General features: G+C 76.0%; 11 protein-coding genes. 6 read left to right on the top strand and 5 right to left on the bottom strand.

What is annotated here, in order from left to right:
* Positions 1-13: 13 nt before the first annotated feature.
* From ACFPK1_RS25680 to ACFPK1_RS25670, 3 genes are read right to left on the bottom strand one after another with little or no spacing between them, the layout of a single operon-like run.
* Entirely contained in the window at positions 14-760 is a 747-nt protein-coding gene (locus ACFPK1_RS25680) for an SDR family NAD(P)-dependent oxidoreductase (protein ID WP_378023792.1), read from the bottom strand.
* A 37-nt stretch (positions 761-797) separates the two neighbouring features.
* Positions 798-1,454, bottom strand: coding sequence for a class F sortase (locus tag ACFPK1_RS25675; protein WP_378023791.1), 657 nt, complete (start codon positions 1,452-1,454; stop codon positions 798-800).
* Positions 1,451-1,759, bottom strand: a complete 309-nt coding sequence (locus ACFPK1_RS25670; RefSeq protein WP_378023790.1) for a hypothetical protein — start codon at positions 1,757-1,759, stop codon at positions 1,451-1,453. The genes ACFPK1_RS25675 and ACFPK1_RS25670 overlap by 4 nt, the downstream gene beginning before the upstream one ends.
* Before the next feature lie 209 nt (positions 1,760-1,968).
* On the opposite strand from ACFPK1_RS25670, the gene ACFPK1_RS25665 reads away from it, so the two are divergent.
* The 6 genes from ACFPK1_RS25665 (at position 1,969) to ACFPK1_RS25640 (ending at position 10,123) form a co-directional block, all read left to right on the top strand.
* A complete protein-coding gene (locus ACFPK1_RS25665) occupies positions 1,969-3,417 on the top strand; it encodes an ATP-binding protein (protein ID WP_378023789.1) in 1,449 nt (482 codons plus the stop codon).
* Complete coding sequence (locus ACFPK1_RS25660; protein ID WP_378023788.1) at positions 3,407-5,368, top strand: VWA domain-containing protein; 1,962 nt, start codon at positions 3,407-3,409, stop codon at positions 5,366-5,368. Before ACFPK1_RS25665 ends, ACFPK1_RS25660 begins: the two co-directional genes overlap by 11 nt.
* A 309-nt stretch (positions 5,369-5,677) precedes the next feature.
* Positions 5,678-6,928 carry a cysteine--1-D-myo-inosityl 2-amino-2-deoxy-alpha-D-glucopyranoside ligase gene (mshC, locus tag ACFPK1_RS25655; protein ID WP_378023787.1) on the top strand — a complete coding sequence of 417 codons (1,251 nt, stop codon included), beginning with the start codon at positions 5,678-5,680 and terminating at the stop codon, positions 6,926-6,928.
* 36 nt (positions 6,929-6,964) lie between these two features.
* Positions 6,965-7,321 (top strand): DUF2237 family protein, encoded by a 357-nt coding sequence (locus tag ACFPK1_RS25650; protein ID WP_378023786.1) that lies wholly within the window; start codon positions 6,965-6,967, stop codon positions 7,319-7,321.
* 162 nt (positions 7,322-7,483) lie between these two features.
* The gene (gene eccB, locus ACFPK1_RS25645) at positions 7,484-8,878 is read left to right on the top strand and encodes a type VII secretion protein EccB (protein ID WP_378023785.1); all 1,395 of its coding nucleotides are present in this window, start codon (positions 7,484-7,486) and stop codon (positions 8,876-8,878) included.
* A gap of 36 nt (positions 8,879-8,914) precedes the next feature.
* Positions 8,915-10,123: an MFS transporter gene (locus tag ACFPK1_RS25640; RefSeq protein ID WP_378023784.1), complete on the top strand. Its 1,209-nt coding sequence runs from the start codon at positions 8,915-8,917 to the stop codon at positions 10,121-10,123.
* Here the strand turns inward: ACFPK1_RS25640 and ACFPK1_RS25635 are convergent.
* Together ACFPK1_RS25635 and ACFPK1_RS25630 are read right to left on the bottom strand one after the other, a co-directional pair.
* Entirely contained in the window at positions 10,107-11,231 is a 1,125-nt protein-coding gene (locus ACFPK1_RS25635; RefSeq protein ID WP_378023783.1) for an MFS transporter, read from the bottom strand. The two genes, ACFPK1_RS25640 and ACFPK1_RS25635, sit on opposite strands and share 17 nt — an antisense overlap.
* Complete coding sequence (locus ACFPK1_RS25630) at positions 11,228-12,094, bottom strand: PAC2 family protein (protein WP_378023858.1); 867 nt, start codon at positions 12,092-12,094, stop codon at positions 11,228-11,230. The genes ACFPK1_RS25635 and ACFPK1_RS25630 overlap by 4 nt, the downstream gene beginning before the upstream one ends.
* Positions 12,095-12,146: the final 52 nt, after the last annotated feature.

Raw genomic sequence — 12,146 nt, 5'->3', positions numbered from 1 at the left:
GGGATGTCGGTGCTCAGCTCATCGAGAGGCCGCCGCTGACGCTCAGCGTCTGGCCGGTGATGTAGGCGGCCTCGTCCGAGGCGAGGAAGACGACGGCGCCCGCGAGGTCCTCGGGCTGGGCGAGGCGGCGCAGCGGGATCGCCTTGGTCAGGGCCTCGCGCAGCTTCGGGCTGTCCCCGGCGAACTCCGCGAACAGCGCGGTGTCGGTGGGGCCGGGACACACGCAGTTGACGCCGATGCCGTGGCGGGCCATCTCGCGGGCACAGGTCTTGGTGAACGCGATGACCCCGCCCTTGGCCGCGGAGTACACGGCCTCGCCGGACGAGCCGACCCGGCCGGCGTCGGAGGCGAGGTTGACCACCCGCCCGCCGCCCTGCTCGGCCATGATCGGGAGCACGGCCTTCGACGTGTGCAGGACGCCGTAGAGGTTGATCGCGATGACCTTGTCCCAGTCGGCGGGGTCGGAGTCGACGAACGGGCCCGCCCTGTCCCAGCCGGCGTTGTTGACCAGCACGTCGATGCGCCCGAAGCGCTCGCGGACGGTGCCGACCATCTCCTCGACCGACGCGCGGGAGGCGACGTCGGTGGCGAGGCCGAGCGCGCCGTGCCCCAGCGCCGCCGCGGTCTGCCGCGCGGTGTCGCCGTCGACGTCGGTGGCGACGACGGTGGCGCCCTCGGCCGCGAGCTTCTCGCTGATCGCCCGCCCGATGCCGCGCCCGGCGCCGGTCACGACCGCGACCCTGTCGTCCATCCTGCCCATGGGCAGGACGCTACTTCGCGGGCGGCGGTGGCATCGATCAGCCGCGCCCGGTGAGCTGCGCGTAGACGATCACGTTGTCCTCGGAGGAGCGCCCGGTGGCGTCCAGCGCGCCCCCGCACGTGATGAGCCGCAGCTCGGGGCCGGCGGTGTCGCCGTACACGTCGCGGGTCGGGAACCAGTTCTTCGAGACCTGCACGGTGGCGGTCACGGTGAACACGGCGAGCGAGCCGTCGCGGCGGGTGATCGTGATCCGGTCGCCGGCGGTGGCGTCGGCGAGGTCGGCGAAGACCCCGCGCCCGCCGTCGCCGTCGACGTGCCCGACCACGACGGCCGGACCGCGCTCGCCGGGTGTCGGCCCGTGGCGGTACCAGGCGGCCTGGCGCGGGGTGTGCACCGAGGGCACCTCGATCCGCCGCTGCGCGTCGACACCGACCGGCACGAGCGAGGAGCAGGCGTCGATCCGGTCGACGGTGATCGCCACCGGGTCCGACGCGGCCATCGGCTCCGCGTCGGCGTGCCACGGCGTCGCGACCGGCGGGCACGGGTCGGCGGTCGCGCCGGCGCCCTCCGACGTCGCGGTCGCCACCCCCACCGCCGCGCAGACGGCGCTGAGGACGAACGCGAGCACGGCCAGTGCGCGGACGGCGAGGGACGGGTCGATCCGGGCCGGCTCCTCGCGACGGTGCCGGTTCACCGCCGCGGCGCGGGACGGCGGCCCGCGACGGCAGCCGCGACCAGCACGCCGAACCCGCCGGCGGTCCACCACAGCACCGACGGGGACACCGGCGGGGCCGGCACCACGTCCAGCTGCGGCTCGACGAGCTGCGCGGACCCGTCGCCGGTCGCCGCGCCCACGGGGACGACGTCGATCTGCGAGGAGCCGGTCCCCGACGGCACCGCGAGCGCCGGCCCGGCGGGCCCGAGCAGGAGCAGGCCCGAGATCGCGGCCACGAGCGCGTACTTGCTGGATCGCTGCATGATCTTCCACCGATCACTCACGCCCCTCCCGCCCCGCGCGGGGGAGCGGACGCAGTCAACTCCGGTGAGTGTTCACAGCACACGCAGCGTGACGGCGCGTCGCGCGACACCTTCGGGGGGTCCCGACGCCGGCGACGGATCGGGCGCACCGGGCGCGGGGAACCGCTCCCGCCGTTCACTGCGGGCAGAAGCGGGGAGCCGGATCACGATCGGCGACGTAGCGTGGAGAGGTGAGCTCTTCTGCTGCTCCCTCCGTTCCCACCGATCTCCCCACCACCGCCGGCGAGCTGGCCCGCAGCGACCACCCGGCGGCGAGCGTCCGCAGCGTGCGGACCGAGCTGCGTGACAACCTGCTGGCCCGCCTGCGCGCGGGCTCCCGCAACGGCAGCGACCCCTGGCCGGGGATCGTCGGGTTCGACCGCACCGTCCTGCCGCAGTTCGAGCGCGCGGTCCTCGCCGGGCACGACGTGGTGCTGCTCGGCGAGCGCGGTCAGGGCAAGACGCGGCTGCTGCGCAGCCTCGTGAACCTGCTCGACGAGTGGACCCCGGTCATCGAGGGTTCCGAGCTGGGCGAGCACCCCGCCGACCCGATCACCCCGGCCGGCCGGCGCCGCGTCGCCGAGCTCGGCGACGACCTGCCCATCACCTGGCGGCACCGCTCCGAGCGCTACGCCGAGAAGCTCGCCACGCCCGACACCAGCGTCGCCGACCTCATCGGCGACGTCGACCCGGTCAAGGTCGCCGAGGGCCGCAGCCTCGGCGACCCCGAGACCATCCACTACGGCCTCGTGCCCCGCGCCCACCGCGGCATCGTGACGATCAACGAGCTGCCCGACCTCGCCGAGCGCATCCAGGTCGCGCTGCTCAACGTCATGGAGGAGCGCGACATCCAGGTCCGCGGCTACACGCTGCGCCTGCCGCTGGACATCATGCTCGTGGCCAGCGCGAACCCCGAGGACTACACCAACCGCGGGCGGATCATCACCCCGCTCAAGGACCGGTTCGGCGCCGAGGTCCGCACCCACTACCCGCTCGAGGTCGCCGGCGAGGTCGCACTGGTCCGCCAGGAGGCCCAGCTCGTGGCCGAGGTGCCCGACCACCTCGTCGAGGTCCTCGCGCGCTTCACCCGCCACCTGCGCGCGTCGGGCGCGGTCGACCAGCGCAGCGGCGTGTCCGCCCGCTTCTCGATCGCCGCGGCCGAGACGGTCGCGGCCGCCGCGCTGCGCCGGGCCGCGGTCACCGGCGAGGACGCCGCCGTGGCCCGTCCCGTCGACCTCGAGTCGGTGCCGCCGGTGCTGCGCGGCAAGCTCGAGTTCGAGTCGGGGGAGGAGGGCCGCGAGGCCGAGCTCCTCACCCACCTGCTGCGCCGCGCGATCACCGAGACCGCGCGCGCCCGGCTGGCCGGGGTCGACCTGTCCCCGCTGGCCGACGGCGTCAGCGCGCTCGAGGGCGACCGCCGGGTCGTCACCGGCGACCGGGTCGCCGCCCGCCAGGTGGTCGACGCGCTGCCGTCGATCTCGGTGGTCTACACGATCGCGGAGCGGCTCGGCGCCGCGGGCACCGAGGCGCCCGGGCCGCTGGCCAGCGCGGTCGAGCTGGCGCTCGAGCACCTCTACCTCACGCGCAAGCTGGCCAAGGACGACGACGCGGACGAGGGAACGGTGGCCTATGGCGGCTGACCAGCCAGGTCCGGGGCGGTACTCCTACGGACGCTTCTACGACGGTCCCGACCCGCTCGCCCCGCCGTTCGACCTGCGCGAGGCGATGGACGAGCTGGGCCGCGACGTCATGGAGGGCACCTCGCCGCGGCAGGCGATGCAGGAGCTGATGCGCCGCGGGCTGGGCGAGCAGCGGGGTCTCGACGACCTCATGCGCCGGCTCAACGAGCAGCGCAGCAGGCTGCAGCGCGAGCACCGTCTCGACGGCACGCTGCAGGAGGTCCGCGAGCTGCTCGAGCAGGCGCTGGAGGCCGAGCGCAACTCCCTGCAGGCCGAGGACTCCGACGACGCCCGGTTCCGCGAGATGCAGCTCGACGCCCTGCCGCCGTCGCCGGCGGGCGCGGTGCGCGAGCTGGAGGACTACGACTGGCGCAACGCCGAGGCGCGCCAGGCCTACGAGCAGATCCGCGACCTGCTCGGCCGGGAGGCGCTCGACCAGCGGTTCCAGGGCATGAAGCAGGCGATGGAGAACGCCACCCCACAGGACGTCGAGGCCGTCCGCGAGATGATCTCCGACCTCAACGACCTGCTCGAGGCGCACGGCCGGGGCGAGGACACCGCGGACCAGTTCCGCGAGTTCATGGACAAGCACGGCCAGTACTTCCCGGAGAACCCCGCGAACACCGACGAGCTGATCGACCTGCTCGCGGAACGGTCGGCGGCGGCCCAGCGGATGATGAACTCGCTGTCGGCCGAGCAGCGTGCCGAGCTCGAGGGCCTCATGCAGCAGGCCTTCGGCGACCCGCGGCTGGCCGAGCAGCTCGGGCGGCTCGACCAGCAGCTCCAGGGCCTGCGCCCCGGCGAGGACTGGCAGGGCCGCGGCCGCTTCCGCGGCGAGGACCCGCTCGGCATGGGCGAGGCGACCCGCGCCATGGAACAGCTCGGGCAGATGGACGCGCTGGCCGAGCAGCTCTCGCAGTCCTACCCGGGCGCGCGCATGGAGGACATCGACCTGGAGGCGCTCGAGGCGACGCTCGGCGAGCAGGCCCGCGTCGACGCGCAGCGTCTGTCGGAGCTGCAGCGGGAGCTCGAGCGGCAGGGGGTGTTCCAACGCGCGGCGGACGGCTCGTTGATGCTCTCGCCGAAGGCGCTGCGCCAGCTCGGGCAGTCTTCGCTACGCGACGTCGTCGGCTCGCTGTCCACGCGCCGGGGCGAGCGGGAGACGCAGCGTTCCGGTGCGGCGGGCGAGGCCACCGGTGCCACCCGGCCCTGGTCGTTCGGCGACACGGAGCAGTGGGACGTGCCCCGGACGCTGCTGAACGCGGAGATGCGGCACGCCTCCGGGGACGCGCGGGCCCTCGACGTCACCGACGTGGAGATCGTGGAGACCGAGCAGCGCACGCGGGCCGCGGTGGCGCTATGCGTCGACACGTCGTGGTCGATGGTGGCCGACGGCCGGTGGGTGCCGATGAAGCGCACCGCCCTGGCCCTGCACCACCTGGTCTCGACGCGGTTCCGCGGCGACGCCCTGCAGCTCGTCACCTTCGGGCGCCACGCCAAGGAGGTCGAGCTCGGCGAGCTGACCGCGCTGGAAGGAGCCTGGGAGCAGGGCACGAACCTGCACCACGCGCTCCTGCTGGCCGGGAAGCACCTGCGGAAGAACGCCGATGCGGCGCCGGTCGTCCTCGTCGTCACCGACGGCGAACCGACCGCGCACCTCGAGCCCGACGGGCACGCGGTGTTCGACTACCCGCCGAGCCCGGAGACGCTGCGGGCGACGCTGGGGGAGGTCGACGCGCTGGCCCGGCTGAACGCGGCGCTGACGGTGTTCATGCTGGGGGAGGACCCGCGCCTGGAGGCGTTCGTGGACCTCGTCGCCCGGCGCGCCGGCGGGCGGGTGGTCAACCCCGACCTCGACGGACTCGGAGCCGCGGTGGTCAGCGATTACCTGGCGAGCCGACGACGACGCTGAGCACGACGACGCTGAGCACATCGGACCAGGAACGAACACCCTGATCGGGTGAATGACGCGCCCGCACTCGGGCGTCACGACCACGGGGGGCGACACCGCGTACGCTCGACCGTGGCTGGAGCCGATCCCCCCCGCGGCTCCCGGCCACCCCGGCCGGGTCCGTCATCCCGTGCAGGGGCGGCGTGCTCGCCCACGACGGCCCTGCTGACACGACCCGGCCGGGGTTCCACCCGGGTGTTCGCGCCCGCGCGGCGAGCGGTTCGCCACGAGCACCGGATTCTTCGGCGCGGCGGGCTTAGGCTCGTGACCATGCGAGCCTGGTCATCGGTCGACATCCCGCGGGTCCCCGGAAGCCCGCCCCCGCTGCGCCTGCACGACACCGCGAGCGACAGCATCCGGCCGACCTCGCCCGGGTCGACGGCCCGGATGTACGTCTGCGGGATCACGCCCTACGACGCCACCCACCTCGGGCACGCCGCGACCTACCTGGCGTTCGACCTCATCAACCGGCTGTGGCTCGACGCGGGGCACGACGTGCACTACGTCCAGAACGTCACCGACATCGACGACCCCCTGCTCGAGCGGGCCGAGCGCGACAGCGACGACTGGGTGGTCCTCGGGATGCGCGAGACCGCGCTGTTCCGCGAGGACATGACCGCGCTGCGGATCGTGCCGCCGCGCGAGTTCATCGGCGCCGTCGAGGCCGTCGACGAGATCAGCGAGCTGGTCGGCAAGCTCCTGGCCAGCGGCGCGGCCTACCGCGCCGACGACGAGCAGTTCCCGGACGTCTACCACGACCACACCGCGACCCGGGACTTCGGTTACGTCTCGCGCTACTCCGAGGCGCGCATGCTCGAGGTCTTCCCCCAGCGCGGCGGCGACCCGGAGCGGAAGGGCAAGCGCCACCCGCTCGACGCTCTGCTGTGGCGCATGGCCCGCGAGGGCGAGCCGCACTGGTCGTCCGACCTCGGCGAGGGCCGGCCCGGCTGGCACGTCGAGTGCGCCGCGATCGCCCTGAACCGCCTCGGCGACCAGTACGACGTGCAGGGCGGCGGGTCCGACCTCGCCTTCCCGCACCACGAGTTCGGGTCCGCCCACGCCGAGGCGCTCACCGGCGCCCACCCCCTGGCGCGGCACTACTGCCACGCCGGGATGATCGGCCTCGACGGCGAGAAGATGTCGAAGTCGAAGGGCAACCTCGTCTTCGTCTCCCGCCTGCGCGCCGACCGCGTCGACCCCATGGCCGTCCGCCTCGCGCTGCTGTCCGGGCACTGGCGCACCGACCGGTCCTGGACCGCGGAGCTGCTCACGGCCGGCCAGGCGCGCCTGCACCGCTGGCGCGAGGCCGCCGCGTCGCCCACCGGCCCGGACCCCGAGGACACCGTGGCCCGCGTGCGGGCCCACCTCGCCGACGACCTCGACACGCCCGGGGCGCTCGCCGCCCTCGACGCGTGGGCCGACGAGGTGCTCGCCCGCCGCAGCAGCACCGGCTGGACCCCCGAGGGCCCGGCCCGGATCGCCGAGGCCGTCGACGCGCTGCTCGGCGTGCCCCTGCGATAGGCGCTGCGGCAGGCGCTGCGCGGGTACGCAGACCCCATGGCCCGCAACGTCCTCGGCAGCGAGCTCGCCGACTGCAGTCACGACCCCGTCACCGGCTTCTACCGCGACGGGTGCTGCGAGACCGGTCCCGACGACGCGGGCGTGCACACCGTGTGCGCCCGCGTCACCGCGGAGTTCCTGAGCTTCAGCGCGTCCCGGGGCAACGACCTCACCCGCCCGGCCCCGCAGTTCCCGGGCCTGCAGCCCGGCGACCGCTGGTGCCTCTGCGCGAGCCGGTGGAAGGAGGCGCTGGACGCCGGCGTCGCCCCGCCGGTCGTCCTCGAGGCCACCCACGCCCGCACGCTGGAGTGGGTCGACCTCGCCGACCTGGAGGCCCACCGCGCCCCGGAGTGACGCTCCCGGGCGCTGTGGCCTCGGGGCGCACTCATGCGAGAGGCACGTCGCGCATGATCGACGGGCTACCCGACCTGCCGGACGTGCCGCTCGCCCCGCGATCACGCAGCGCCCGCGGCAACCGGCCCACGCGAGGCGCGCCGATGCGGTAGGCATCGCGCTGTGCCGTCGGATCCGCCCACCGCGACGCAGGTCCAGGCGCACCGGTTCGCGGTGCGCCGGCTGGAGTCCGCGCTGGTGGGCCGCGACCCGACGCCGCGCCACGATCCGGGCCGCCGGCAGAACCGAGCGCTGCTCGTCGGCGCCGTGCTCGGCGTGCTGGCGCTCGTGGGGTTCGCGGTGGTCGGGCTGGTCCGGGGTGACGAGGGCTGGCGCGACGAGGCGGTCGTGCGCGGCGAGCCCTCCGGCGCGCTGTACGCCGTCGCCCACGGGCCCGACCGCCTCGTCCCCGCGCTCAACCTGACCTCGGCGCGGCTGCTCGCGGCGACCGCGGGCAACGCCCCGGGCTCCGGCGGGCTCCTCGGCCCGCCGGTCCCGGTCCGCGACGACCTCCTCGCCGAGGCACCCCGCACGGCGCCGGCGGGCATCCCCGGCGCGCCCTCGGTCCTGCCGGAGCCGGCCGCGCCGGCCCCCGACGCCTGGGCCGTCTGCGACCGCGTGACGCTCGACCCCTCGGTGCCCGACCCGGGCGCCGACCCCGCGCTGACGACGGTCGCGCTCGGCGGCCTGCCCTCACCGGGACGCCCGCTGGCCCCCGACGAGGCCCTGCTCCTGCGCGACGCCGACCGCTTCTGGCTGGTCACCGAGGGACGGCGGGCGCTCATCACGCCGCAGGCCGGCGCGGTGGTGCGCGGGCTGGAGCTCACCGGCGCCCGCGCCCGCGTGGCGAGCCCCGCCCTGGTCGGCACGCTGCCCGAGGCCCCGCCGCTGGTGCCGGTCACCGTGCCCGGGTCCGGCGCCGCGCCGACCGACCCGCGCACCGCCGCGCTCGGCGTCCCGATCGGCGCGGTCGTCAGCCCGGACGGCACCCGGTTCTTCCTCGTGGCCGCCGGCGGCGTGCAGGAGGTGCCCGCGGTCGTCGCGCAGCTCGCCCGGTTCGCCAACCCCGACCCGGCCGCCGACCCGGGGATCGCCGCCGTACCGGCCGGGCGCCTCGAGGGCACCCCGCGGGTCGCGGTCGTCGACGTCCGCGCCTACCCCGCGACGTTCCCGCGCCCGGTCACCTACGACGCGGCCACCACGGTGTGCGTGCGCCCGGACGCGACCGGCACCGCGGCGGTGTTCGCCGCGCCCGCCCTGCCCGGGCCCGCCGAGCCCACCCCGCTGGTCGGCCCGCCCCTCGACGGTGCCTGGGTCGCGAACGGCGGCGCCCACGTCGCCCCGCCGGGCGGACCCGCCGTGCTCGTCGACGCCGGCGGACGGGTCTTCCCGGTGCCCGACCCGGCCGCGGCGTCGGCACTCGGCCTCGGGGTTCCGCGCCCGGCCCCGCGCGCCGTGCTCGACCTCCTCCCGCGCGGGCCGACCCTCGACCCGCTCGCGGCGCAGACCGCCCGCTGACCCCGCTGGGCCTCGCCGTACGGCAGGGTGCCGGGCATGGGCGTGCGGACCTCGCGGAGGACGGGTGCGGTCGCCGCGCCCTGGGCCTCCCCCTGGGCACTGTGGACGGTCGTGCTCGTCGTCGCCTTCGGCACCAACGTCCCCACGCCCCTGCTGCTGGTCTACCGGGAGACCCTCGGGCTCGCGCCGACGACGCTGACCGCGGCGTTCGGGGTCTACGCCGCCGGGCTCATCCCGGCGCTGCTGCTCTCCGGCCCGGCGTCCGACCGGTTCGGGCGCCGGCCGGTCGTCCTGCCGTTCGTGGTGCTCGCCGGGCTGGTGTCCGTGCTCTTCCTCGCCGCCGGGTCGTCGGTGCTCGTGCTCTTCCTCGGGCGGTTCCTGCAGGGCGCGGTGTCCGGGGTGGTGTTCAGCGTCGGCACCGCCTGGCTCGGGGAGCTGATCGGCGAGGCGGGACGCTCGGCGCGCCTCACCACGATCGCGCTGGCGGTCGGCTGGGCGAGCGGGCCGCTGGTCGCCGGGCTGATGGGGCAATGGGTCGTGCTGCCGACGGTGCTGCCCTACCTCGTGCACGTCGCCCTGATGGTCGGCGCGGTCGCCCTGCTGCCCGGCGTCCCGGAGACGCTCGGCCCCGAGCGGCGACGCTCCGGCGGCCCGGTCGTGAACCTCGGTGTCCCGGCCGGCACGCGACGGGCGTTCGTGCTGGTCGTCGTGCCGATCGCCGTCGGGGTCTTCGCCTTCCCCTCGACGGCGGCCACCGTCCTGCCCCTGCTGCTCGTCCCGCAGATGCCGGGCGTCGCGGTCGCGGTCGCCGGGATCGTCGCCGGCGTGACGCTCTCGACGGGCGCGCTGGTGCCGCCGCTGGAGCGCCGTCTCGGGGCGGCGCGCGCGGGTCCGACGGGGCTGGCGCTCGGCGCGGCCGGGCTGGGGCTCGCGCTGCTCTCGCTGGTCCTCGAGGTCTGGCCGCTGCTGCTGGGGGTGGCCCTGCTGCTCGGCGCGGGCTACGGGCTGTGCCTGGCGTCGGGCCTGGCGATGGTCGCGCAGCTGGCGCTGCCCAGCGAGCGCGGCGCCCTCACCGGCACCTTCTACGCCTGCGCCTACCTGGGCTTCGGGGTGCCCTACCTGCTGTCCGCCCTCGCCGGGGACGGCAGCCTCACCGGCCCGCTCGCCGGCCTCGCGATCGTCTCGGCGGTCGCCGCCGCGGCCCTCGCGCTGCCGGGCGCGCGCCGGCTCAGCGGCGCGGGGTGAGCAGGCCCGCCGCGAGCAGCACCGCGGCGGCCAGCCCGAACCCGGCGACGGGGGAGAGGTGGTAGGGCCCGAGGAACACCGCCGGCGCGGCGGAGGCGCCGAGGAAGCGCCCGGCCTGGACCACCGAGACCCCGCCCGCCGAGGTGCCGCGCAGGACGAGGGTGTTCACGCCGACGAGCACCAGCTGCGCGGCCGCGCCGGCGAGCGCCCAGACCGCGGCGACGGCGACCACGGACGGCAGCACCCCGACCGCGCCGACGAGCAGCGCGCCCGCGACCGCGCCGGCCCGCACCGTCACGCGCGGCCCGAAGCGGTCGACCCCGGAGCCGACGAGGCGCGCGGTGAGCAGCCCGCACACCCCGAAGCCCGTGAGCAGGGCGCCCCGTAGCGCGGCGCCGACGGTGAAGGCGTCCTCGACGCGCAGCGCCACGAGGAACGACAGCCCGCCCAGCGCGCCCCACGCGAGCCCCGCGACCAGCCCGAGCCGCAGCACCGAGGGCGTCCAGGCGTCGCGCAGGCGGGGGCGTCCGTTCGGGTCGGCGGGCGGGTCGGCGGGCAGCCCGGCCACCGCGAGCAGGGCGGCGACGACGGCGACGCCGACGAACGCGGCGCGCCAGTCGACGCTCGCCGCGAGCCCGCCGACCAGCGGCGCGAAGGTCATCCCGGCCGCCTGCAGCGAGCCCATCACGCCCAGCGAGCGGCCGAGGCGCTCCGGCGGGGTGGCGGCGGCCAGCGAGGCGAGCAGCAGCGGCGTGGTGAACGCGTTGGCCGCGCCCTGCAGCGCCCGCGCGCCGAGGAAGAGCCACCCGGTGCCCGCCACGGCCCCGAGCAGCGAGAACACCACGTACGCCACGTAGGCCCACCGGACCGTGCGCGCGGCACCCCACCGCTGGCCGAGCGTGCCGGACACGAGCATGAGCAGCGCGAACGGGAGCAGGTAGGCGGTCAGCGAGGCCGACGCCGCCGACGGCGAGAGCCCCAGGTCGGCACCGAGCTCGGGCAGCATCGACGCGGTGATGCCGCCGCCGAACGGTCCGAGGAACGCGCCCGCGTAGAGGGCCGCGACCTGGACGCGGCCGAGTGCCGAGCGGGGTGGTGCCGCTGTCACCGCTCCCAGGGACCCTTGCCGGGCCCGGGCGGGCCGCCGGCGGTGCCCCCGGGCCCGCCACCGGGACCGCGGCGGCGCAGGTAGCGCTCGAAGTCCGCGGCGATCTCCTCGCCGGAGGCCTCCTCGAGGTCGGTCTCGGCGTCGCCGGCCTCCTCGAGCGCCTTGACGTACTCGCGCACCTCGTCGTCCTCGTCGGCCATCTCCGAGACCGTGCGCTCCCACTTCTCGGCCTGCTCCGGCAGCCCGCCGAGGGGCACCTCGACGTCGAGGACCTCCTCGACGCGCTGCAGCAGCGCGATCGTGGCCTTGGGCGCGGGCGGCTGGGAGACGTAGTGGGGCACGGCGGCCCAGAACGAGATCGCGGGGATCCCGGCCTGCACGCAGGCGTCCTGGAGCACGCCGACGATCCCGGTGGGGCCCTGGTAGCGCGAGCGCTGCAGCCGGTAGCGGGCCGCCGACGCCTTGTCGAACGAGGTGCCGGTGACGGGCACCGGACGGGTGTGGGGCGTGTCGGCCAGCAGGGCACCCAGCGTGATCACCGTGCCGACGCCCAGCTCGCGGGCGTGCTCGATGATCTCGGCGCAGAAGGCGCGCCACCGCATGTTCGGCTCGATGCCGCGCACGAGGACGAGGTCCTGGGCGGACCCCGGCGGGCGGCAGCGGGTCAGGCGGGTGGTGGGCCAGTCGATCGCGCGGCTGACGCCGTCGACCAGGCGCATCGTGGGGCGCGAGACCTGGAAGTCGTAGTACTCGTCGGGGTCGATCGCGGAGAGCTCGGTGGCGTCCCAGTGCAGGGCGAGGTGCTCGACCGCCGTGCTGGCCGCGTCACCGGCGTCGTTCCAGCCCTCGAAGGCCGCGAGCATCACCGGCGCGGCGGGCTCCTTCGTGCTGTCCGGGGCGTCGTCCGGGGATGCT

The sequence above is a fragment of the Actinomycetospora rhizophila genome (assembly GCF_042657905.1).
GTDB classification, from domain to species: domain Bacteria; phylum Actinomycetota; class Actinomycetes; order Mycobacteriales; family Pseudonocardiaceae; genus Actinomycetospora; species Actinomycetospora rhizophila.
Note: the sequence above shows the minus strand (reverse complement) of the source record. Positions and strands in the feature narration are given on the sequence as shown.

Excerpts from the sequence above, each read along its gene's own strand:
- ACFPK1_RS25680 (WP_378023792.1), bottom strand. The coding sequence starts at position 760 with ATGGGCAGGATGGACGACAGGGTCGCGGTCGTGACCGGCGCCGGGCGC.
- ACFPK1_RS25660 (WP_378023788.1), top strand. The coding sequence starts at position 3,407 with ATGGCGGCTGACCAGCCAGGTCCGGGGCGGTACTCCTACGGACGCTTC.
- mshC (WP_378023787.1), top strand. The coding sequence starts at position 5,678 with ATGCGAGCCTGGTCATCGGTCGACATCCCGCGGGTCCCCGGAAGCCCG.
- ACFPK1_RS25650 (WP_378023786.1), top strand. The coding sequence starts at position 6,965 with ATGGCCCGCAACGTCCTCGGCAGCGAGCTCGCCGACTGCAGTCACGAC.
- ACFPK1_RS25640 (WP_378023784.1), top strand. The coding sequence starts at position 8,915 with ATGGGCGTGCGGACCTCGCGGAGGACGGGTGCGGTCGCCGCGCCCTGG.
- ACFPK1_RS25630 (WP_378023858.1), bottom strand. The coding sequence starts at position 12,094 with ATGCTCGCGGCCTTCGAGGGCTGGAACGACGCCGGTGACGCGGCCAGC.